At 69.5% G+C, this 21,359-nt stretch carries 18 protein-coding genes and 3 pseudogenes; 18 read left to right on the top strand and 3 right to left on the bottom strand.

Annotation, left to right across the window (positions count from 1 at the left end; genetic code table 11):
• From QMF80_RS04615 to QMF80_RS37990, 10 genes and pseudogenes are all read left to right on the top strand, one after another.
• Nucleotides 1-789, top strand: a complete 789-nt coding sequence (locus QMF80_RS04615; RefSeq protein ID WP_283449694.1) for an MBL fold metallo-hydrolase — start codon at nucleotides 1-3, stop codon at nucleotides 787-789.
• Nucleotides 773-1,693, top strand: coding sequence for an ROK family protein (locus QMF80_RS04610; RefSeq protein WP_283449692.1), 921 nt, complete (start codon nucleotides 773-775; stop codon nucleotides 1,691-1,693). Before QMF80_RS04615 ends, QMF80_RS04610 begins: the two co-directional genes overlap by 17 nt.
• Nucleotides 1,686-2,468: an inositol monophosphatase family protein gene (locus QMF80_RS04605; RefSeq protein WP_283449690.1), complete on the top strand. Its 783-nt coding sequence runs from the start codon at nucleotides 1,686-1,688 to the stop codon at nucleotides 2,466-2,468. The genes QMF80_RS04610 and QMF80_RS04605 overlap by 8 nt, the downstream gene beginning before the upstream one ends.
• 22 nt (nucleotides 2,469-2,490) lie before the next feature.
• Nucleotides 2,491-3,204: a 2'-5' RNA ligase family protein gene (locus QMF80_RS04600; RefSeq protein WP_283449688.1), complete on the top strand. Its 714-nt coding sequence runs from the start codon at nucleotides 2,491-2,493 to the stop codon at nucleotides 3,202-3,204.
• Nucleotides 3,205-3,215: 11 nt separating this feature from the next.
• A complete protein-coding gene (locus QMF80_RS04595; RefSeq protein WP_283449686.1) occupies nucleotides 3,216-4,334 on the top strand; it encodes a nucleotidyltransferase family protein in 1,119 nt (372 codons plus the stop codon).
• A 30-nt stretch (nucleotides 4,335-4,364) separates the two neighbouring features.
• The gene (locus QMF80_RS04590) at nucleotides 4,365-5,006 is read left to right on the top strand and encodes an NAD(P)H-dependent oxidoreductase (RefSeq protein ID WP_283449684.1); all 642 of its coding nucleotides are present in this window, start codon (nucleotides 4,365-4,367) and stop codon (nucleotides 5,004-5,006) included.
• Nucleotides 5,003-6,016, top strand: a complete 1,014-nt coding sequence (locus tag QMF80_RS04585; protein ID WP_283449682.1) for an LLM class flavin-dependent oxidoreductase — start codon at nucleotides 5,003-5,005, stop codon at nucleotides 6,014-6,016. The genes QMF80_RS04590 and QMF80_RS04585 overlap by 4 nt, the downstream gene beginning before the upstream one ends.
• A gap of 167 nt (nucleotides 6,017-6,183) precedes the next feature.
• A pseudogene (locus QMF80_RS04580) lies at nucleotides 6,184-6,501 on the top strand (transposase); the annotation flags it as partial.
• A 2-nt stretch (nucleotides 6,502-6,503) separates the two neighbouring features.
• Nucleotides 6,504-7,017: pseudogene (locus tag QMF80_RS04575) on the top strand (ISAzo13-like element transposase-related protein); the annotation flags it as partial.
• Nucleotides 7,018-7,104: 87 nt separating this feature from the next.
• Nucleotides 7,105-7,395, top strand: coding sequence for an NUDIX hydrolase (locus QMF80_RS37990; RefSeq protein ID WP_349372174.1), 291 nt, complete (start codon nucleotides 7,105-7,107; stop codon nucleotides 7,393-7,395).
• On the opposite strand, the gene QMF80_RS04570 is transcribed toward QMF80_RS37990, so the two are convergent.
• Nucleotides 7,349-8,689 (bottom strand): helix-turn-helix domain-containing protein, encoded by a 1,341-nt coding sequence (locus QMF80_RS04570; protein WP_283449680.1) that lies wholly within the window; start codon nucleotides 8,687-8,689, stop codon nucleotides 7,349-7,351. The two genes, QMF80_RS37990 and QMF80_RS04570, sit on opposite strands and share 47 nt — an antisense overlap.
• Before the next feature lie 382 nt (nucleotides 8,690-9,071).
• Between QMF80_RS04570 and QMF80_RS04565 the strand changes: the two genes are divergently transcribed.
• From QMF80_RS04565 to QMF80_RS04540, 6 genes and pseudogenes are all read left to right on the top strand, one after another.
• On the top strand, nucleotides 9,072-11,339 hold the full coding sequence (locus QMF80_RS04565; protein WP_349372173.1) for an ATP-binding protein: 2,268 nt from the start codon (nucleotides 9,072-9,074) through the stop codon (nucleotides 11,337-11,339).
• 65 nt (nucleotides 11,340-11,404) lie between these two features.
• Nucleotides 11,405-11,554 (top strand): annotated as a pseudogene (locus QMF80_RS04560) (transposase); the annotation flags it as partial.
• 38 nt (nucleotides 11,555-11,592) lie between these two features.
• Entirely contained in the window at nucleotides 11,593-12,066 is a 474-nt protein-coding gene (locus QMF80_RS04555) for a hypothetical protein (RefSeq protein ID WP_283449676.1), read from the top strand.
• Between the two features lie 153 nt (nucleotides 12,067-12,219).
• Nucleotides 12,220-13,986 carry an IS481 family transposase gene (locus QMF80_RS04550; protein ID WP_283450030.1) on the top strand — a complete coding sequence of 589 codons (1,767 nt, stop codon included), beginning with the start codon at nucleotides 12,220-12,222 and terminating at the stop codon, nucleotides 13,984-13,986.
• A gap of 219 nt (nucleotides 13,987-14,205) precedes the next feature.
• The gene (locus tag QMF80_RS04545) at nucleotides 14,206-14,601 is read left to right on the top strand and encodes a hypothetical protein (protein ID WP_283449674.1); all 396 of its coding nucleotides are present in this window, start codon (nucleotides 14,206-14,208) and stop codon (nucleotides 14,599-14,601) included.
• A 955-nt stretch (nucleotides 14,602-15,556) separates the two neighbouring features.
• Complete coding sequence (locus QMF80_RS04540) at nucleotides 15,557-15,856, top strand: hypothetical protein (RefSeq protein ID WP_283449672.1); 300 nt, start codon at nucleotides 15,557-15,559, stop codon at nucleotides 15,854-15,856.
• A gap of 308 nt (nucleotides 15,857-16,164) precedes the next feature.
• Here the strand turns inward: QMF80_RS04540 and QMF80_RS04535 are convergent, their stop codons facing one another.
• Nucleotides 16,165-17,499, bottom strand: a complete 1,335-nt coding sequence (locus tag QMF80_RS04535) for a class I SAM-dependent RNA methyltransferase (protein WP_283449670.1) — start codon at nucleotides 17,497-17,499, stop codon at nucleotides 16,165-16,167.
• A gap of 114 nt (nucleotides 17,500-17,613) precedes the next feature.
• The gene (locus QMF80_RS04530) at nucleotides 17,614-19,692 is read right to left on the bottom strand and encodes an APC family permease (protein WP_283449668.1); all 2,079 of its coding nucleotides are present in this window, start codon (nucleotides 19,690-19,692) and stop codon (nucleotides 17,614-17,616) included.
• A gap of 266 nt (nucleotides 19,693-19,958) precedes the next feature.
• Here QMF80_RS04530 and QMF80_RS04525 point away from each other — a divergent pair, with 266 nt between their 5' ends.
• The gene (locus tag QMF80_RS04525) at nucleotides 19,959-20,627 is read left to right on the top strand and encodes a potassium channel family protein (protein WP_283449665.1); all 669 of its coding nucleotides are present in this window, start codon (nucleotides 19,959-19,961) and stop codon (nucleotides 20,625-20,627) included.
• Nucleotides 20,624-21,286 carry a potassium channel family protein gene (locus QMF80_RS04520; protein WP_283449663.1) on the top strand — a complete coding sequence of 221 codons (663 nt, stop codon included), beginning with the start codon at nucleotides 20,624-20,626 and terminating at the stop codon, nucleotides 21,284-21,286. Before QMF80_RS04525 ends, QMF80_RS04520 begins: the two co-directional genes overlap by 4 nt.
• Nucleotides 21,287-21,359: the final 73 nt, after the last annotated feature.

Here is a 21,359-nt window from a genome sequence, read left to right as displayed (position 1 = left end):
ATGACCGATGACACGACCGGCGACACGACAGATTTCAGCCTGCAGATCCTCGGCGCGAGCTGCGCCGTCCCCAACCCGGACCAGGCCACCTCCGCCTACCTGCTGCGGGCCCGCGGCACCGCGGTGCTCCTGGAATGCGGGCATGGAGCCGTCGGCAAACTGCTGAAGTACGGGAGCCCCGAGGAGCTCACCGCGATCGTGGTCTCGCACATGCATCCGGACCACTTCTTCGACCTGGTCGCCCTGCGGAACTACGTGTTCTGCCACGGCCTGCCGAAGCTCCCCCTCTTCCTCCCGGCCAACGGCTCGGAGATCCTGCGGGGCGTCGCCGGGGGCATGCACCTGGCCGAGGACTACTTCGACGCGGCGTTCACCACCCACGCGTACGGCGAGAAGCTGCCCTTCACCATCGGCGCGCTGGCGTTCGAGCCCGTCACGGCGGTGCACAACACCGTGGCGAACGCCCTGCGCATCACCGACGACGCCGGCCGGACCCTGGTCTTCTCCAGCGACACCGCCCATTTCGAAGGGCTGGTCCGTCTCGCGGACCACTGCGACCTGCTGCTCATCGAGGCGACATCGGTCACGGCCCCGGCCTCAGGCGAGCACTGGCACATGACCCCGGCGCAGGCGGCGGACATCGCACGGCGGGCCGAGCCCCGCCGCACGCTGCTGACCCACTACGACGCACGACACGCGGCCGCGAGCCTGGCCGCTGCCACAGCGGCCGCCCCGGCGGCCGACCTCGGTCTCGCGACAGAAGGAGACATCCATGTCATCGGGGCGTGAGCCACTGATCGCGGGGTTCGACGTCGGCGGTACCAGCGTCCGCGCGGCGCTCGTGGCCGAAGGCGGCCGACTGGTCGGATCGACGATCGACGAGCCGCGCCGGCCCGACGCACTGGGGCAAGTCCGGGACCTGCGCGAACAGCTGGTCGCCGAAGCGGCGGCCGGCGGCCGGACCGTCGTGCGCACCGGACTGTGCGTCGCCGGATCGGTCGAGGCCGGTACCGGACGGATCGCATCGGCGCCGACGGCGCCCGCCCTGGTCGGGCTCCGACCGGGCGCGCCGGGCTCCGGCCTCGGCCTTGACGCCCTGGCGAACGACGCCAATGCCGCACTCGTCGGGGAATGGCGGTTCGGGGCGGCCCGGGGCGTCAGCGACGCGGTGGGGATCTTCGTCGGCACCGGGGTCGGCGGGGCGGCGATCATCGCCGGCCGCCAGCTGCTCGGAGCTTCCGGAGTCGCGCTCGAGGCCGGCCACATCGTCGTCGACCCGGACGGGCCGTCGTGCGCCTGCGGCGGCGCAGGCTGCCTGGAACAGGTCGCCTCAGGGACCGCGCTGGCACAGCAGTTCGCCGAGGCCACCGGTGGACCGGCCGACGCCCGTGCGGCGGCCCGGGCGGCGCGCGCCGGGAATCCCGCCGCCGTCCGGCTGTTCGCCGAGTTGGGCCGTCGGCTCGGAACGGCGGTGGCGACCATGGCGAACCTGTTCAACCCGCAGGTCGTGGTCGTCGGCGGAGGCGTGGCCGACGTGTCGGACCTCTTCCTCGAAGATCTCCGCGCCGCGGCGCGGAAGCACATGACCACCGTGACCGGGCGCGACGCCCGGATCGTGGTCGGCGGACTCGGCCGGTTCGCCGGAGCGGCGGGCGCCGCCACCCTCGCATCGACGGGAGTGTGGGATGACTAGTCCGGCCAGGGTCGAGATCGCCCGGGCCGCGGCGGCGGCCGGCGCGGCGGCCGCGGCCGCATACCTGCGCCGACCCGCCCTCGCCCGGTGGGACAAGGCGGACGGATCCATCGTCACCGAGGCGGATCTGGCCGCCGAGCAGGCGGTCCTGGCCGTCCTGCACCGTCTCGCCCCCGGGGAGGCCGTGCTGGCCGAGGAGTCCGGCGGCGCGACCGAGCTGTCCGAGGTCTGGATCGTGGACCCCATCGACGGCACCGAGAACTTCAGCCGGCGGCATCCGGTGTGGGGGACGCTCGTCGCCTGGCACGACCGGGACGCGGTCACCGCCGCCGCGATCGACGCGCCGGGGCTCGACCGACGCTGGTGGGCCGCGGCCGGCCAGGGTGCCCACGGCGTCTCGGGCCGACTGCAGACCTCCGCCGTCCGGGAGCGGCGATCGGCCGGCTTCGCCTTCGGCGGAGCGCACGAATACCCGGAACCCGCCTGGGAAGCCCTCACCGACGTCATGCGCGGGTTCCGAACCGCTTGGGGATGGGGCAACTTCTGGGGACACATGCTGGTCGCCGAAGGAAGCGTCGACGCGGCGTTGTCCTACGGCACCTCGCCCTGGGACGTCGCGGCCCCGGCCCTGATCGTCGCCGAGGCAGGCGGTGCCTGGAGCGACATGTCGGGTGCCCGGGACCTCCGGAGCGGAAGCCTGCTGACCACCAACGGCGAGCTGCACGACGAGCTGATCGCCGACCTTCGACGCTGCCCCATCCCGCCGACACCCTGATGAGTGACTGATGCCCGAGCCGATGTCCCAGACAGCCGACACCTCCCGGACGCCCGACCTGGCCGCCAAGTTCCACACCATGTGGGGCGACGCCGAGCCCGCTCTCGCGCAGGGCACGTACAACGCCGACTCCATCCCCCGCCACGGCGACCCCCGTTGGGGGCTGAGTCTGGTCGTGCCGATCGACGGCGCGATCCGGGAGGCGATCGCCCAGGATCTGCGCCCGATCGCCGCGGCCCTGTCACCGCACCACTTCACCTACCTTCCCGGGAACCTGCACAGCACCGTGCGCAGCCTGGAGGGCTATCAGGACCAGGTGCCGCAGGACCAGGTGGACTACTACACGGACCTCGTCGAAACTGCACTGAAGGACTGCCCGCCGATCGAGATCGAGCTGTCCGGCCTCGGCGGATCCAAAGGCGGGCTGTTCGTGTGCGGGGTCCCCAGTGACGGTCTGGTCCAGCTGCGGACCAGACTGCACGAGGCCAGTGCGGCCGAAGGCCCGCGGGCTTTCGTCAGCAACGACTACACGACCATGCGGGACATCGCCCACGTCTCGGTCGCCGTGTTCCAGGCACCGGTCGTCCCCGAGCACGTGATCGCCGGAGTTGTCTCCGCGCGCCGTGAGAAGCGCTACGGGACGATGCGGCCCGCGACGCTGAACCTCGTCCGGTACGACCTGGCGGGCGGAGAGATCACGATGAGCCGTCTCGCCGGTATCGGCTGCGTGCGGTGAAGTCCGAGGACATGGCAGCGGTCGCAGCCGGGACGGACCCGGAAACCGTGCGCGGGCTGGTGTTCGCGGCCGGATACGGCTCCCGGCTGGCGCCCGTCACGGACACCTGCCCGAAACCGCTCCTGCCCGTCCTCGGCGTCCCGCTGATCTGCTGGGCGGTCGACCGGCTCCGGGCAGCGGGCGTCACGGCGGTCACGGTGAACGTCCAGGCGGTCCACGAACCCGCCTTCCGGCAGGCGCTCGCCGGTTTCGCCGATCTGGGCGTCGAGATCTCCTACCAGCGGGAGGAGATCCCGCTCGGCACCGGTGGGACGCTCGCCGCGCTCGCCAGGTCCTGGGGCGGCGAGAGCCTGCTCGTGCTGCCCGCCGACACCGTCTCCACCCTGGACCTGACGGCCCTGCTGGCGGACCACCGGTCCGGTGGCGGCGACGTCACCCTCGGCTGCCTGCGCCACCCGTGGCCGGCCGCGGAGTTCACCGGCGACATCGCCGCTCTGGCGCAGGACCGCCGCCGGGTCCTGCGCTACCAGCACAAGCCCGGCGCCGCCGCGGAAGGCCGGATCGCCGCGACAGGGATCGCCGTATTCGGTCCGTCGGCGGCCGGACCCGTCAAGGACTCCGTCCCGTGGGAGACGCCTGACGCCAGAGCGGGCCGACCGGACCCGGTGGACCTGGGCCGAGACGTGCTCGCGGCCATCGTCGCTCGCCCGGACACCCGGGTTCTGGCCCACGTCGTGACACACCGTTTCGTCGATTTCGGCACGCCGCGGCAGTTCCTCGACGGCTCGTTCATGGCGTTGACCGGCCGACTGGGGCGTCCACCCTTCACCGCCGCGGACGGTCCGCTCGCGGTCGTCGATCCAAGCGCCTCGATCCATCCGGAAGCCGTCATCACCGGCCCGGTCCGGGTCGGGCGCGGTGTCCGGATCGGCCGGGGCAGCCGGATCGTCGGGCCCACGGTCATCGAGGAAGGCAGCAGTGTCGGGCCGGACGCGGAGGTCCGGGAGTGCGTCCTGCTTCCCGGGGCGCGTCTGGCACCCGGGCAGCGGGCCTTCCGGATGCTGATCTCCGACGCTGCCGCGACACCCGTCGACGGCACGAGTTCCGTCACCACCGCCGCGGCACCCTGACAGAACGTCCGCAGAGAAGAAAAGCGCCTGATGAACACGATCACCGTAGCGGCCCCGAGCCGTAGAACCACCAGAACGCTGGACACCCGGCCCGACGCGGACACCTCCTTGGCACCGGCTTCCGGGCCGCTGGTCGTGGCGATCACCGGCAGCCCGTCGGAACACGCGATGAGCACGGCGGCGGCGCTCGGCGTCCTCGACGGCCTCGCGGCCGCCGGCTTCCAGGTCCGGCATCTGCCGGTGCGCGAGCTCCCCGCCGACGACCTCGTACGCTGCCGTCGGGACCAGCCCCAGACCCGTGCTGCCCTCGATCTGATCGACCGGGCGCACGGGGTGGTGGTTGCCACGCCGATCTATCAGACGTCCTTCTCCGGCCTGCTGAAGACCTTCCTCGACCTGCTCGGTCGCGACGCGCTCGCTGGGAAAACGGTGCTGCCGACAGCGACGGCGGGAACGCTCGCCCACCTTCTCGGTATCGAGTACGGGCTGACTCCCGTCCTGCGTGCTCTGGGGGCCACATGCACCAAGGGCCTGTTCCTGCTGGAGAACGCCTTCGAACGCCCCGTCCCTGACGGCCCCGGCTGCCGCCTGCGGCCGGACGCCGTGGACAGAACCCGGAAAGCCGCGAACGACTTCGCGGCGACAATGACGAGCGGAGCCCGGAACACATGAGCGAGGGACTGCGGGTCTACGCCTCGATGCAGGGGCGGTTCCCCGACGACGCCTACATCACCAACGCGGTCGACCTGGCCGCGACGTGTGAGCGCCTGGGGTTCACCGGTGCACTCATCCACTTCAACCATCGCGTCCCCGACCCCTGGCTGCTGTCGTCGCTGCTGATCCAGCAGTCGACCACGTTCGTCCCCATGGTCGCGGTGCAGCCGTACTACACGTCGCCCTTCGCCCTGGCCAAGATGCTCGCCACCACGGCCTACCTGCACGGCCGCCGGGTGGACCTGAACATGGTGGCCGGCTCGACTCCGGGGGAGCTGCGCCAGGTCGGCGACCGCCTCGACCACGGGGCGCGGTTCGACCGTATGGACGAATATCTCAGCGTCCTGACGGCGCTCCTGGTCGGCGGGTCACCGGCCGCGCGGCCCGATCCGGTCTACGACTACGAGAAGCCGGAGCACTTCGCGGCCGGGATGGATCCGGAGCTGCTTCCCCGGATCTTCATCGGCGGATCCTCCGACGAGGCCGTGGACCTCAGCGTGCGGCACGGTGCGGTGGCCGTGACCAATCCGGCTCCGGCCGACCTGTTCGCCGACGGCTTCGCCGCCTCGGTGGGTCGCCGGACGGACTCGGGGGTTCGCTTCGGCCTGATCGTGCGTGAGACGAGCGAGGAGGCGTGGGCCGCCGCCCGGCGGTACTTCCCGCCGAATCGGGCGGCGCAGATCAATGTGAAGCTCCACGGGCGCGCCTCGGATTCGGTGTGGCGCAAGGACCTGGCGAATCTGTCCGCCGAGGAGACGCACGAGGGCGTCTTCTGGCTGGGGGCGATCATGTCCGGGGCTTCGCATTCGCCGTTCCTGGTGGGTTCGGCCGAGGAGGTGGGGCGCTACTTCTCCCGGTATCTGGAGTGCGGGGTTTCGGAGATCATCCTGGCCAGCCCCTGGGAGGAGTACGAGTCCAACGCGGAGTTCCTGGCGCAGTGGACCGTGTCGGGCCAGGGCCTGTCCTAGTACTCCAGTTGCACTTCTCCATTTGTCCTGCTCACAGGGCCTTTTTTGAGTCTACTGAGCTGACGTCTCGTCAGAGTGGCGATGGATCGTGACTCACCCGATCGGGGCGCGTTGAACCAGTTATGGAGACGGAAAGCGATGTCGAAGTAGGCCTTTGGGAAGCCTAGTTGGAGTCACTGCTGCTGCGGGTGGGCGAGCGGTTCGGCCGTGTCGAGCCGCGGCGGCGGATGCGGGATTGCGTGCGCGGCCTGCTCGGGCCGGTGGGCAGGAAGAACAGCTGGCAGATAGCCGAGTACGCGGGCCACAACTCCCCGCATGGGCTCCAGCGACTGTTGTCGTGGTGCCAGTGGGATCCAGACGAGATCCGCGATGACCTGCAGGACTACGTGGCCGAGCGGCTCGGGCAGCCGGATGGCGTGCTGATCGTCGACGACACCGGGTACTCGAAGAAGGGCACCGTCTCGGCCGGCGTCCAGCGTCAATATTTATGACCTCGTGTCTGCCAGGCCGCGCTGCCACCTGTGCTCTGCGGGCCAAGTTTGATCAGATCCTGCCGCACTTCGATGAGCGTCGCCGTCGGTTGTACCTGGCCAGTGAGGCGATGGCCCTCGGGCACGGCAGTATCGTCCGGGTCGCCGCCGCTTCCGGCACCAGCACTGCCACTATCGCGCGCGGTATCGCCGAGTTGGGCCGGTTGCTCCTCGCCGACCCGACGGGTCCGGGCCCCAGGTGCCGGCCGCAAGCGGCTGACGGACACCGACTCCGGTCTGCTGCCCGCGCTGGAGTCGCTGATCGAGCCGCATACCCGAGGCGACCCCGTCTCCCCGCTGCGGTGGACCACCTTGTCGTTGCGGGCCCTCGCCTCGGCCCTCACCGCACAGGGCCACCCGATCAGCGCTTCCACCGTCGGGCATCTGCTGCATACCTTGGGCTACAGCCTGCAGGGAAGCGCGAAGACGACAGAAGTCACCAGCCATCCGGACCGCGATGCCCGGTTCACCCTCGTGGAGCAGTACCGGTATCCGGTGAAGGGACGCTGATGGGAGTTTCCGCAAGGCTTCTGGGAGGACGACCCCGCCGCCGATCCGGTGGAGCTGGCCTGCGGCGAACTGGGTGAAGAGACTGGCTTGCGGGCGGGAAGAACGACCCGACTATGCCATCCGTTCGAGGCATACGGCTACTGCGACCAAGGGTTTCATGTCTTTCTTGCCACAGACCTGACGGTCGGCGAGCCCTGCCTCGGAGAAGAGGACAAGGGGCTGGTGACCAGGTGGTTCCCGGAATCGCAAGTCTGGGAGTTGATCGCCGACGGCTCGTTCAAGCACGCGCCGTCTATCGCCGCGCTCGCACTCTTCGGTCGGCACCGGCAGCAAGCCTGAAGTGGCCAGACTCCACTGGCAGTGAGTAGTTCCGCCACGCCGGTGGCCCCGCCTGCTCGGCCGCGTAGGCGCCGAGCAGGGCATGTGCGCGGTAGTGCTCCGAGCCAGCCAGTTCCAGCAGGCCGGCCTCGTACAGAAAGTCCAGCTGCCGCCGTGCCGTGCGCTCCGGGACGCCGAGCAGATACGCCGCGGCCTGCACCGAGATGCCCGTCAGCGACTGCGGCGCCACCAGGAGAAACGCACGAGCCTCTGTCTCGGGCAGCGCCCGGTAGCACCGGGAGAATGCCGAGCGCAACGAGACCGACCGGTCGTGCCTGTACTCCAGGAGGTCGAGCACGGCCCGCCCCCCTGACAACTCTGCGGCCATCTGTTCCAGACCGGGGTAGCGGTTGGTCGAGTAGCGTTCCGCAGCCGTGCGCAGAACCAATGGCAGGTGCCCGCAGCGGGCGGCGAGCGACAGGAGGGCCCCACCGGGCGCGTCCTTCGGGCTCAGGCCGATCGTGTGGCGGAGCAACTCGCAGGATTCGGCCAGAGACAACACGCCCAGGGCGATTCTGCGGGCCCCGTCCCGTACCACCAACCCGGACAGCCGGCTGCGGCTGGTGACGATGGTCGCGCACTGGGCGGACCCGGGGAGCAATAGGCGTACCTGCTCCGTGTCGGCTGCGTTGTCCAGGACGACCAGCACTTTGCGGCCCGCCAACAGGCTGCGGTACAGCGCCGCCCTGCCCTGGACGCCGGCGGGCATCCCGGCCGGATCGACTCCCAGCGCTTGCAGGAAATCTGACAGCACGACATTGGTGTCGTCGGTGACCCCGCCCGACTCGTCCGTCTGGAGTTCGCGGAAGAGGATGCCGTCGGGGAATGCCGAGGCGTTGCGGTGAGCCCATTCGAGAGCGAGTGCGGTCTTCCCCACGCCGGGCATGCCACTGATCACCACGGTGGAGGCGGTTGCCGAAAGCGAGTCACCGGCCGCCTGCAAGGCTGAGCCCAACGCGGCTGCTTCCTCCGCACGGGCGACGAAGTGAGCAGTACCACACGGGATTTGTACCGGCCGACAGGAACTGCCCGGGACCTGCCGGGCGGCATTGTCCGGAGTCTCAAGTCTGCTGAGAAGGACACCTTGAGCCTGCAGCACGTCGTCGCACCGGACGGCCAGATCGCTGGACGCCCTTTTGGCGCCGGTCTCCACCCGGCTGAGGTGTCCCTTGCTGTAGTGCAGGATCTTGGAAAGTTCGCCGATCGACAGGCCTTGTGCCTGCCGCCGGGACCGCAATTCTGTGCCGAAGGACATGGTCGATGCTCATTCTCAGGTCGGAAGGAGTTGCTACCGGGCCGTCCCGACCTGACGTGGTCGGCCGCGCAGACACCAGGTCGGGAGGCAGGACGAGGGATTCACCGGCTACTGGATTGCGACGGGCGCAACACCCCCTCAGCATCCGGACACCCATGTCCCGGTCCGGCCTACGGGGTACCGGGAAATGCCTTCCGCACCTCGGCCCGAACTCCTTAAGTTGATCACGGCAGGCCGCTGACCAGCCAGGATGTTCTACCGGCAGAATTAACGTCTGGCATACTTCTGCCGGAGCGAGACCGGCGGCCCAGCCCACCCGCCCTGTCCACAGGAGACACTGACCATGGGTACCTGCAATTCAACGGCAGATGATTTCGGGCGATTGCTCCTCGGCCTTCGGATGCGGGCCGAGCTCAGCCAGGAAGAGCTGTCCCACATCGCCGGGGTCAGCATTCGCGCACTGGCGGACCTGGAACGAGGGCGTTCCCGGGGCCCGCAGCGCCGCACCGTGCAAGCGCTCGCCGCAGCACTGAGGCTCGGCCCCACCGATTGCGAGGCGCTGGAAGAGGCCGCCCGGCGCGGGCGGCCCCGCCCCCGGCAGGACACCGGGCCGCCCGCTCACACCACACTGGCACTACCGCGTGACGTCAAGGACTTCACCGCACGCAGTGCTGCCCTGTCCCGGCTCCACGCTCTCGTAGAGAACGCGGAGCCGGGCCACCCACCGGTCAGCGTGATCTCGGGGCAACCCGGCCTTGGCAAGAGTACATTCGCCGTGCACGCTGCCCACCGTCTCGCGGATCACTTCCCGGACGGACAGTTCGCCCTCGACCTGCGCGGCATGGACCCCGAACCGGCCACAGCCCGTGACGCGCTCGCCCGTCTCCTGCGGGCCCTGGGCGTCACCGAGAGCGCAATGCCCACCAGGACGGACGACCGGGCCGGCCTCTACCGGGACATGGTCCGCGACCGGCGCATCCTCCTACTCCTGGACAACGCTGCCGACGAGTCCCAGGTCCGCCCTTTTCTCCCGGGCGCCGGGCTCTCACTGACGATCATCACCAGCCGCCACACCCTGGCCGGTCTCGAAGCGGTCCACCGTACCCGCCTCAACGTGCTGAAGCGGGAGGAGGCCGTCGAGCTGCTCATGCGCATCATCGGCCCTCAGCGCGTCCAGCACGAGCCACAGGCTGTCCGCGACCTCGCGGACCTGTGCGGACACCTACCGCTGGCCGTACGCATCGCCGGACAACGGCTCGCGGCCAGGCCCGACGAGCGCATCGGCAAACTGACCACGCAGCTCGCCGTACAAGGACGCCGCCTCGACTCGCTGCAAGCGGGCGGCTTGCAGGTACGGGCCGCCTTCGCCCTGTCCTACCAACAACTGAGCCAAGATGCCAAGACCGTGTTCCGGCGAGCCTCCCTCGCCTCCGGCCCGGACTTCAGCCCCGAAATCGCCGCCCTGCTGGCAGACCTGCCACTCGTTCAGACCGCCCGATGCGCCGAGGAGCTGGCAGACGCCGGGCTGCTTCAGCCTGACGCCGCTGTCGAGCGCTACCGCTTCCACGACCTGCTCAAATTGTTCGCCACCGAGCAGCTCATCCTCGAGGACGACCCCGAGGTCCGCGCCCATGTGCGGGACCGGGCCGCCGGATGGGTGCTCCGCCGGGCCACCGCCGCCGCCCTGCGCTTCGACGCTGACCACCACCGGGACACACCCGACTCGGACCCCGACCCCGCCAGCGCGCCCGCCGGCCGTGAGCAGGCCCGCGTGTGGCTGGAGGCCGAGCGTGCCGAGTGGCTTGCTGCTCTGCGCCAAGCGCAGGCGGCCGGACGCTACCAGCAGGTTCTCGATGCGGCGGAGGCCATGCACTGGTTCTCCGACCTGAACCAGCACTGGGAATTGTGGGCGGAGGTGTTCACGCGTTCCGCCGACGCAGCCCGGGCCCTGGGGAGCAAGCAGGACGAAGCCGTCCACCTCAACTACCTCTCCTGGGCCTACAACCACTGCCTCCACGACTACGCCATCGCGCTGACGACCGCCGACCGTGCCTACGCGGTGGCACACGAGGCCGCAGACGCACTCCAACAGGGCTGGGCACTCGGATACTCCGCCGGGGCGCTCTACCGGCTCGGCCGGAGTGAAGAGTCCACCCAACGGTTTCGCGAAGCGGCCGCCTGCTTCACCGCGCTGCCCTCTCCCCAGGGGCGTCTCGCCGAGCTCTCCGTACTGAACGCCCTGGGCCACAACCTGCGGATAGCCGGCCACGTCGAGGAAGCCCTAGTCACTCACCGGCGCAGCGCGGCGCTCTGCCGCGCCGGTATGCCGGGACAACCGGCCGAGCTGATCGCCCAATACCACGCTGCCGCTTTGCAGGAGATCGGCAAGGATCTCGGCGCGCTCAACCGGTGGGCCGAGGCCGAACCTCCGCTGCGCGAGGCGGTTGCGCACTTCGACGCCGCACAAATGCCAGCTTGGAGCGAACCGGCCCGACTGGACCTCGGAATCGTGCTCCGCCGACTGGCACGGTACGAGGAGGCCCGCGAGACCCTGCTCGTCGCTCATGCCGCACTCACCCGGCTGAAGAGCCCCCGACAGGAGGAGGCCGCCGCCGAGCTCCGTGCCCTGGACCGGCTCATCAGCGGCTAGTAGTGCTTGGTCAGGTTGGTTGATGTGGTGCGTGTCCCTCGGGTCGGGTTTGGCGTTGAGGGTGTGTGACACCTGATGAAGTTGCTGCTGTGCGTGATGAGTTGGAAGCCTTCGCGGCGGATATGTTCGAGCCGTTCGCGCGGAAGGACCAGCGTCGGTGGGGGCAGGTCTATCTGCGGGGGCTGCTCACGGACGGACAGCGCAAGTCGGTGCAGGCGGTCTGAGCAGAACGGCCTTCCTGCGGCTGCTGGGCGTGGCAGACACCCCCCGGCTCACCCGGGTGCGCGAGGTCTATTACCCGGTGGACACCAAGACGTACCCGGGGGATCCCCGCGTCGGCCTCGCACGGGACTGCAGGTGGTCCGTCACAGACCGATGGGCGCAGATGATGCTCAAGGGAGCTGGCCACTCTCTGGACGACCTGACCAGCAGCGACCTCGTCTCTGTGGTCACGAACATCGCGGCCGAGAAGGACGCGGACGAGCGACGACGCCGCACAGCCGCCCTGCTGCGCACACTCACAGCCCCGCTGACCAGTTCAGACCAGGCCGTGGTCCCCCTGGCCAAAGGTCACTACAAGTGGAATGTCGTGGGTGAGACGGCGGCCATCTGGGTGTGGCAGCTCCGGGAGACCTCCTGGCTGGAGGACAGCCAAGGCCGGCTCCGACCGCCGACAGACCTCACCCTGCGTACTGTCAATGGCCTTGAAGTGCTCCCCGTAGTGTGAAGTCCCACGAGAAAGTGGACAGTCTGTACCGGACTGATGCTTGACGGTCCCACGAGATTTCTGAAGGTCTCGGCACATCCTGGACTGCCGTGAGTCGTTGACTGTGATGTGGCGGAATCACGCGATTCGGAACCAGTGGACGACCAGCACTGGATGGCCGAGCACCGGTACCGGGCGGTGCTGCAGATGCTGGACGGATCCCCCGTCGCTGAAGTGGCCCGCCGGTTCGGAGTGTCACGGCAGACGGTGTACACCTGGGTCGAGCGGTACCACGCCGGAGGACTGGGCGGGCTGGTGGACAGGTCCCGCCGCCCGCACTCCTCGCCCCACCAGGTGGCTCCCGAGGTCGAGGCCCTGGTCTGCGAGCTACGCCGGACCCATCCACGCTGGGGAGCCCGACGCATCGCCTACGATCTCGGTCAGCGCGGCCTGAAGCCGGTGCCCGGACGGTCCACAGTGCACCGCATCCTGGTCCGCAACGGGCTGATCAACCACCAGGAACAGAATCACCGCCGCGTCTACAAGCGCTGGCAGCGAGATGCTCCGATGCAGCTGTGGCAGCTCGACCTGATGAGTGGTGTCTTCCTGGCCGGCGGGCGCGAGTGCAAGCTCGTCACCGGCATCGACGACCATTCCCGGTTCATCGTCATCGCCAAGGTGGTCGCCCAGCCGTCCGGCCGTGCGGTATGCACCGCGTTCGCCGAGGCCATGACCACCTACGGAGTGCCGCCGGAGGTGCTGACGGACAACGGCAAGCAGTTCACCGGCCGCTTCACCAAGCCCTTCCCGGCCGAGGTCCTCTTCGAGCGGATCTGCCGGGAGAACGGCATCACCGCACGGTTGACCAAGCCCCGGTCACCCACCACGACCGGGAAGATCGAGAGGTTCCACAAGTCACTACGCCGTGAACTCCTGGACCATGTCGGTCCGTTCGCCGACCAGGGGACGGCACAGGCGGCAATCGATGCCTGGGTCCACGGCTACAACCACAAGCGCCCGCACCAGGCCCTGCAGATGGCCACCCCAGCCTCCGCGTTCCGCCCCGCCGACACCAAGAATCAGCAACGCGAGGTCCACCTGCCCGAGCCGGAGGACACGCGGACGTCCGCCGCCGAGCTGCTGGCGCCACAGCTTCCCTCCCTGCTGCCCTCACCGCGGCTGCCGGTCGACGAGTCCCACATCCGGGCCGTCCAGTTCGAGGCTGTCATCTCCCCCATCGGCAGGCTCTGTCTGCCCAACAACCAGCAGATGAAGTTCCCCGCCGCCCTGGGCGGGCGCACGGCCACCATCTGGGCCGACGAACGCAGCATCCACGTCTTCATCGACGGCGTCCTCGCCCGCACCCGCCCCTCCAAGCTCACCGCAGCCGATCTGAAGGCATTGGTGCTGCGGGGCGGCAGCATCGCAGGGCCTGAGCCGGCGGCTCCCGCCCTGGTCGATGAGGCCAAGCCCGCACTCGTGGTCGAGGTCGACCGCGTCATCGACAGGGACGGCGACATCGGGCTCGGCGGCCAGAAAGTGAAGATCGCGCACCATCTGGCCGGACAGCCTGCCACTCTGCGCTTCGAGAGCCAGCTGATGCACGTCATCGTCGACGGCCGCGTCATCAAGACCATGCCCGCGCCGATTCCCCCGGAGAAGCGACGGCAGATCAGCGGCGCCCGAAGCCCGCGCACGATGGTCATCCCACCCTCCGCACAGACTCTGCGGACCCGGCGCAAGGTGCCCCCGGACGGCCGCGTGATGCTCGGCGGCCAGCGACTACGAATCGGCCGCGCACACGCCGGGAAGACCGTGATGATCGTCCTTGAGGACACCTGCTTCCGGGTCCTCGACGGGGACGTCGAGCTGTCCACTCACCCCCGCACCAGCGACAAGCCCATCACCGGTTTCAGAGCGCCCAACCGCACCGAGTCGTAACAGCCGTCCAGTATGTCCCGGTGACATCAAGGATGTCGTGGAGCCAACCTGTCCAAGATCTCATGGGACCTCACACGGTCACGTACCCCGGACACGGAGGCCCTGTACGGGCCGGAGGATCCTGGCTACCTGCACCCGGCGATCCACCAAGCCCTGGCCACCCGCACAGAGGTCCTCACCGCTCTGGGTGTCTCCGGCAACCCCGACGTCCCGCGCCTGATGGAACGGCTGCGTGAACTCCGGGACCGTCAGACCGACAACGCCGCCGAGATCCAAACCAATAGCGATACCGACGTACCGGACAGCCTGAGGGCGGAGGCGCTGCTGGTCTATCAATCCCTGGCGCGGCGTCTGACTCACCGTGCGGCAGATGCGACCCAGACGGCGGTGGAGAAGCAGATCCGCAACGAGTTCCGGTTCGAGGAGCTCGTCCTGACCGACCGTGGCTGGATGAAGTCCGGCAAGTGCTTCCAGGGACCTGCCCGTCCCTTCACCCTGACCGGGGCGGACATCGACCCTCTGTGGCTGGTACTGGGCATCCCCGAACCGGCCCTTGCCCTTGACCCAGCCGGGCTCGATGACCGATCGGTGTTCGCGGTGGCCGACTCGGGGTGACCCTCTCGTGCTCGGCGTCGGGGGCCGCACCGGTCCCGGAGATCTCCTTCAGCACGTCGATGAGGGACTTCCGGCGGGGAGTCGCTGCGCTCCAAGACCTTCTGGTGCGCGACGAGCCCGAGACGGCCGAGGCTTTCACCGGCTGGACCTGGCTGGTGGGCCTGGAGGTCCGGCTGCTACCCGGACTGCGGATCCGCCTCGATCCGGGAGACACGTACGAGCCCATCGAACTACCCGTCGACGCCCAGATCGACCGCGGCCGCAACACGCTGTTCCTACGCTCGCACGCGGCGTTGACCACCAAGGCCGGTGCGGGCGCGGCCATCGCCGCCCACTTCGCGGAAGAACGGTCGCGCGTGGGCCACAGCTGGCGGGACGTTTGGGAGGAACGCCTGGTGGAGGCAGGGCCCGGGGCCACGCTCACATCGGCAGGGCAACGGGACCGCGAGGAACGGCAGCGGCTCGCCGAAGAACTGCGTCGGCGAGCCCAGCGGGCTCCCACCGCGCCGATGCCGAACGGGAAGTCGGCCCCTCAGCGGGGCACGGGCACCGGCCCCGCTGTCCCGACCGGCATCATCCCGCCACCCCGCACCGGATCGGCTCCCGCGACCGGAAGCCCCGGAACCGGCACCCAGCCCGGCCCGCAGCCCGTGCCGGCCGCGCGTCCCCTGGTGGACGCAGCCCACTTCAACGTACTGCCCGGCAAGGTCACCCGCACTGGAACGCCATCCACACCGGGCAGCGCCCCTGCCCGCCCACCGGGAACGGGCGGACCAACGCCCCGCCGACTCGGAACCCCGCTCCCCCAGCCCAGGCGCGGAGGGCCCCACCCCGCAGCCAGGCCTCACCGCTCGGCTACGCAGACCATCACAAGGAGGAGCTCGTCATCCAGGCGCTCCGCCGGATCCTGCAAGAGGAGGGCGTCGAGCTGGACGACCAGCGGGGTGCGTCGGGCGTGGGCGCCGACGCATACGACTCGACCGGGCGCTATTACGAGATCAAGGCCCACGGGCGTGCCGTCCCGGGCGAGCTGACTCTGACACGGTCGGAGTTTGTACGGGCCTGGTCTGGGGGCGAGAACTACACGCTCGTGATCGTCTCACGCCTGGAGGAGGGCGTCGGCAAGCCGACCCTCCGCCTGGTGAACGACCCCGTGCACCGCTTCGAAGTCGAACCGCCAACGGATGTTCGACTCAAGGGCGTACGGGACTTGTCCGTGGAGTCGGCCGTGTACGAGTGGCCCGGTACGGAGTAGCAACGTGCTCGCCCCGCGTTCGTAGACGGGTCCCGGCCGCGCCCCCTCCAAGTGCTCACAGAGCGTACTCAGAGGGGGAAGGCGAAGCATGGCTCTGCCAGCGACAGGCACAGCCGAACGTTACAAAGAGGGGCGCCTCGCGCGGGCAAGATCACGATCTGCCGTGCGAGGCGCCCCTCCATGACTGATGACCTATCAGGAGTCGACGACCGCGTGCGTCAAACGTGCGTCACGAGCGTCAGATCTGCGTCAAGATATCGCCCACAACGCCCACGGCGCACATCACGCCCACTGCTCTAACCTGCAGGTCAGGCGTCTTCCTTGATCGGCTCCAGGATCGCGACGCACTCCACGTGGTGGGTCATCGGGAACAGGTCGAACACCCGCATCGTGCGCACCCGGTAGCCGTTGTCGCGGAAGTACCCGATGTCGCGGGCCAGGGCCGCCGGGTCGCAGGCGACGTATGCGATGCGGCGCGGGGAGAGGCCCGTCAGGTGGCGAACCGTCTGCTTGCCCGCGCCCGCGCGGGGCGGGTCCAGGACGATCAGGTCGCACTCGCTGATCTTCGTGCGGGGCAGGACCTGCTCGACCTTGCCGTGCTCGATGCGGACGCGCTCCATGTCCTGGAGGTTGTGCCGGGCGTCCTCGACCGCGCGCTTCGTCGACTCGATGCCGAGCACCGCGCCGGTGTCCCCGAGCCGTTCGGCCAGGGCGCCCGCGAAGATGCCGACGCCGCAGTAGAGGTCCAGGGCCATCTCGCCCTTGCGCGGCATCAGGCCCTGCATGACGGCCTTGACCAGGGTGTCGGCGGCCTGCGGGTGGATCTGCCAGAAGCCGCCCATGCCGACGCGGTAGGTGCGGCCGTCGGAGCGCTCGCGCACGAAGGCGCGGCCGTGGACGCGGTGGATGCCGCCGTCCTTCTCCTCGACGCGGAGCACCGAGACCGGCTTGTCCAGCTCGACCAGCGGCAGGCGGCCGCCGGGCTGCGGGGTGAGGATGACCTGGCGGTCACCGGAGCCGGAGGCCGCGATGGCCTCGACGGCGGCCAGCGAGGGCCATTCACGCTTCTCGATGCCCAGTTCGGTGATGCCGGGCGAGGCGATCATGCAGTGGTCGACCGGCTGGATGTCGTGCGAGCGGTGCTTGCGCAGGCCCGTACGGCCGTCCTCGTCGATCGCGAACTGCACCCGGGTGCGCCACGCGGGGACCTGTCCGGCGGGCAGCTTGTCACCCTCGGCGGGCAGGACCGTACCGTCCCAGCCCGCCTCCTCGGGGGTGAGTCCGGCGAGGCGCTGGAGCTGCTCGGTGACGACCTCGCCCTTGAGCCTGCGCTGGGCGCCGGGCTTGGCGTGCTGCCAGTCGCAGCCGCCGCACTTGCCGGGGCCCGAGAACGGACAGGGGGCCTCGACGCGGTCCTTGGAGGCCTCGATGACCGTCACCGCGTCGGCGCGCAGGAAACGGGAGTCCTCGTCGCCTTCGGTCACCTTGGCGATGATCTTCTCGCCGGGCAGGGTGTGCCGGACGAACAGGACCCGGCCCTCGGCGGTACGGGCGATGCAGTGTCCGCCGTGGGCCACGGCGCCGACCTCGACCTCGTACTCTTCCCCGACCAGTGACTTCTTCGTCTCGTTCTGCTCGGTCATCGTGGGGGAACTCCAAGGATCAAGGGTGGGACGTAAAAGAACGGCCGGACAGCCGACCCACCAGTTTACGTGGATCCTGTCCGGCCGTTCACCAACCAGCCCCCCAGGGGGGCCCTACTTCGGCGCCGCGTCCTTCGGCGAGTCCTTCGACCGCGGCGGGCGGCCCTGGCGCGGTGTGTCCACCGGCCCGCGCCGCACCGCACCCGGGGCGTTCCAGTCCTGGCGCCGCTTGGCCCGCTTCTTGGCCAGTTCGGAGGATTCCAGCTGGTAGGGCACCGAGGTGACCATCACTCCGGGGGTGAACAGCAGCCGCCCCTTGAGCCGCAGCGCGCTCTGGTTGTGCAGCAGGTGCTCGTACCAGCGTCCGACGACGTACTCGGGGATGTAGACGCTGACGGCGTCGCGCGGGTTCTCGCTGCGCAGCCCCTTCACGTACTCCACCACCGGCCGGGTGATCTCCCGGTACGGCGAGTCGAGGATCTTGAGCGGGACGTTGATCCCGCGCCGCTCCCACTCGGCCCGCAGTGCCTTGGTCTCCACCGGGTCGACGCTGATGCTGAGCGCCTCCAAGGTGTCCGAACGGGTCAGCTTGGCGAAGGCCAGCGCCCGCAGCGTGGGCTTGTGGACCTTGGAGACGAGGACGATCGAGTGGACCCGGGAGGGCCGCACGCTGTCCTCGGAGGGTCCCTCGGCGGCGGCGATCTCGGTGGCGACCCGGTCGTAGTGCTTCCGGATCGCGGTCATCGTGCCGTAGAAGATCACCATGCCGAGCAGGGCCACCCACGCGCCGTGCGTGAACTTGGTGGCGAGGACGACGACCAGGACGAGCCCGGTGAACATCGCACCGAAGGTGTTGATCGCCCGGGACCGGTGCATCTTGCGGCGTGCGGCGGGGTCCTGCTCGTCGCGCAGGTGGCGGTTCCAGTGCCGGACCATGCCGATCTGGCTCAGCGTGAAGGAGACGAAGACGCCGACGATGTAGAGCTGGATCAGCTTGGTCGAGTCGGCGCCGTAGAGCCAGACCAGCAGTATCGCGGCGCCCGCGAGCAGCACGATGCCGTTGGAGAAGGCGAGCCGGTCGCCGCGCGTGTGCAGCTGTCGGGGCAGGTAGCGGTCCTGCGCGAGGATCGAGCCGAGCAGCGGGAAGCCGTTGTACGCCGTGTTGGCGGCCAGGAACAGGACGAGCGCGGTGGACGCGGCGAGCACGATGAACAGGAAGCTGCCGCTGCCGAAGACCGCTTCGGCGACCTGGGAGATCACCGGGTTCTGGACGTAGCCCGGGCCGACCTCGGCGCCGTTGCTGAGCAGGTCCGTGCCGGGCTTCTCGGCCATCTTGACGTTGGTGGCCATGGCCAGGGCGATGATGCCGCAGAACATCGTCACGGCCAGGCCGCCCATCAGGGCCAGGGTGGTCGCGGCGTTCTTGCTTTTGGGCTTGCGGAAGGCGGGCACGCCGTTGCTGATCGCCTCGACGCCGGTCAGGGCGGCGCACCCGGAGGAGAAGGCCCGCAGCAGCAGGAAGACCAGCGCGAATCCGGCCAGGCCCTGGTGCTCGGCCTTGATCTGGAAGTCGGCGGTGGGGGCCTTCATGGTCTCGCCGAGGGCGAGGCCGCGCCAGGCCCCCCACGCGATCATGACGAACACGCCCGCCACGAAGACATAGGTCGGAATGGCGAAGAGCCTCCCGGATTCCTTCATGCCGCGCAGATTCATCAGCGTGAGCAGCAAGATCATTCCCATCGCGCAGAGCGTTTTGTGCTCGACGACGAACGGAATGGCGGAACCGAGGTTCTCGACGCCGGAGGCGATCGAGACCGCGACGGTCAGGACGTAGTCGACCAGCAGGGCGCTGGCGACGGTGAGGCCGGCCTTGGGACCGAGGTTGGTGTTGGCGACCTCGTAGTCACCGCCGCCGCTCGGGTAGGCGCGGACGTTCTGCCGGTAGGAGGCGACCACCGTGAACATCAGCACGACGACCGCTGCCGCGATCCACGGGCTGAAGTGGTACGCCGACACGCCCGCGATCGACAGGACCAGCAGTACCTCGCCAGGGGCATAAGCCACTGAGGAGAGCGGGTCGGAGGCGAAGACGGGGAGGGCGATCCGCTTGGGGAGGAGCGTTTCTCCGAGGCGGTCGCTTCGGAGCGCCCGGCCGATCAGGATCCGTTTGGGCACGTCGGTCAGTTTGGACACGCAGAGGATCGTAAGCGTTCGGAAATTGGGCTGACCAACCACCACCCCCACTGAGGGGCAATTGCGGATCACAGACACCCCAAGAGGCCACACTGAGGACACACTGGTGACCGCCCGTGTGTAGCTTGGGCCATGGTCTGAGACCCTGTCTAGCCTGAGCAGGTAATCAGGGCAGCAACAAGGCTGGTCCTCGTGGAAACCCGGACGGAACCTCCGACGGAGACCCGCGGCCGGGCCGCCAGCCGCCGACAGCCGGAAGGACGGCCGTGCACATCGTCATTATGGGCTGCGGAAGAGTGGGCTCCACCCTCGCGCAGACCCTGGAGCAGCAGGGGCATACGGTCGCCGTCATCGACCAGGACCCCACCGCGTTCCGCAGGCTGGGGGCGTCCTTCGGCGGCCGCCGCGTCACCGGCGTCGGCTTCGATCAGGACACCCTGCGCGAGGCGGGAATCGAGGAGGCGGGGGCCTTCGCCGCCGTCAGCAGTGGTGACAATTCCAACATCATCGCCGCCCGCGTGGCCCGGGAGATGTTCGGCGTCGAGAACGTCGCCGCCCGCATCTACGACCCCAAGCGCGCCGAGGTCTACCAGCGTCTGGGCATCCCCACCGTCGCGACGGTACGGTGGACCGCCGACCAGATGCTGCGCAGGCTGCTGCCGTCGGGGGCCGAGCCGCTGTGGCGCGACCCCAGCGGCGGGGTCCAGCTGGCCGAGGTGCACACCTCCGCCGCCTGGGTCGGCCACAAGGTGAGCGTGCTGCAGGAGGAGACCGGCGTACGCGTCGCGTTCCTCACCCGGCTGGGCGAGGCGACGCTGCCGACCTCCCAGACCGTGCTCCAGGAAGGCGACCTCGTCCACGTGATGATGCGCACGGACGAGATCGACAAGGTCGAGGCGGCCTTCGCACAGGGGCCCGAGGAGGCACACGCATGAGGGTCGCGATCGCCGGTGCGGGCGCCGTGGGCCGCTCCATCGCGGGGGAACTGCTGGAGAACGGCCACGAAGTGCTCCTCGTGGACAAGGCGCCGACCGCCATCTCGGTGGAGCGAGTGCCACAGGCCGAGTGGCTGCTGGCCGACGCCTGCGAGATCACCTCGCTGGACGAGGCGGCGCTCCAGCGCTGCAACGTGGTCATCGCGGCCACCGGTGACGACAAGGTCAACCTCGTCGTCTCGCTGCTCGCGAAGACCGAGTACGGGGTGCCGCGCGTGGTGGCCCGCGTCAACAACCCGAAGAACGAGTGGCTCTTCAACGAGGCCTGGGGCGTGGACGTCGCCGTCTCCACCCCGCGCCTGATGTCCGCCCTGGTCGAGGAGGCGGTGAGCGTCGGCGACCTGGTCCGGCTGCTGCGCTTCAGCCACGGCGACGCCAACCTCGTCGAGCTGACCCTGCCCCCGGAGTCCCCGGTGGCCGGCACCCAGATCAGCGAGATCAGCTGGCCCGAGGACACCTCGCTCGTCACGATCATCCGCGGCAACCGGGTGCTCACCCCGCACCCGGAGGAGACCCTGGAGTCGGGTGACGAACTCCTCTTCGTGGCCGCGCAGGCCCGCGAGGAGCAGCTGGAGGAACTCCTCCAGGCCCGGCGCTGACCCCGCCGCCCCGGCAGGGTGCGGGGCGGCGGGAGGCCGTACGTGCGCGGAAGGGGCGGGGCGACCATCAGGC

The sequence above is a fragment of the Streptomyces sp. G-G2 genome, from assembly GCF_030063135.1.
Taxonomy (GTDB): Bacteria; Actinomycetota; Actinomycetes; order Streptomycetales; family Streptomycetaceae; genus Streptomyces.
The sequence above is the reverse complement of the archived record's forward strand: the minus strand, read 5'-3'. Positions and strand labels throughout refer to the sequence as shown.

Excerpts from the sequence above, each read along its gene's own strand:
- QMF80_RS04615 (WP_283449694.1), top strand. The coding sequence starts at position 1 with ATGACCGATGACACGACCGGCGACACGACAGATTTCAGCCTGCAGATC.
- QMF80_RS04610 (WP_283449692.1), top strand. The coding sequence starts at position 773 with ATGTCATCGGGGCGTGAGCCACTGATCGCGGGGTTCGACGTCGGCGGT.
- QMF80_RS04605 (WP_283449690.1), top strand. The coding sequence starts at position 1,686 with ATGACTAGTCCGGCCAGGGTCGAGATCGCCCGGGCCGCGGCGGCGGCC.
- QMF80_RS04600 (WP_283449688.1), top strand. The coding sequence starts at position 2,491 with ATGTCCCAGACAGCCGACACCTCCCGGACGCCCGACCTGGCCGCCAAG.
- QMF80_RS04595 (WP_283449686.1), top strand. The coding sequence starts at position 3,216 with ATGGCAGCGGTCGCAGCCGGGACGGACCCGGAAACCGTGCGCGGGCTG.
- QMF80_RS04590 (WP_283449684.1), top strand. The coding sequence starts at position 4,365 with ATGAACACGATCACCGTAGCGGCCCCGAGCCGTAGAACCACCAGAACG.
- QMF80_RS04585 (WP_283449682.1), top strand. The coding sequence starts at position 5,003 with ATGAGCGAGGGACTGCGGGTCTACGCCTCGATGCAGGGGCGGTTCCCC.
- QMF80_RS04570 (WP_283449680.1), bottom strand. The coding sequence starts at position 8,689 with ATGTCCTTCGGCACAGAATTGCGGTCCCGGCGGCAGGCACAAGGCCTG.
- QMF80_RS04550 (WP_283450030.1), top strand. The coding sequence starts at position 12,220 with ATGGCCGAGCACCGGTACCGGGCGGTGCTGCAGATGCTGGACGGATCC.
- QMF80_RS04545 (WP_283449674.1), top strand. The coding sequence starts at position 14,206 with ATGGAACGGCTGCGTGAACTCCGGGACCGTCAGACCGACAACGCCGCC.
- QMF80_RS04535 (WP_283449670.1), bottom strand. The coding sequence starts at position 17,499 with ATGACCGAGCAGAACGAGACGAAGAAGTCACTGGTCGGGGAAGAGTAC.
- QMF80_RS04520 (WP_283449663.1), top strand. The coding sequence starts at position 20,624 with ATGAGGGTCGCGATCGCCGGTGCGGGCGCCGTGGGCCGCTCCATCGCG.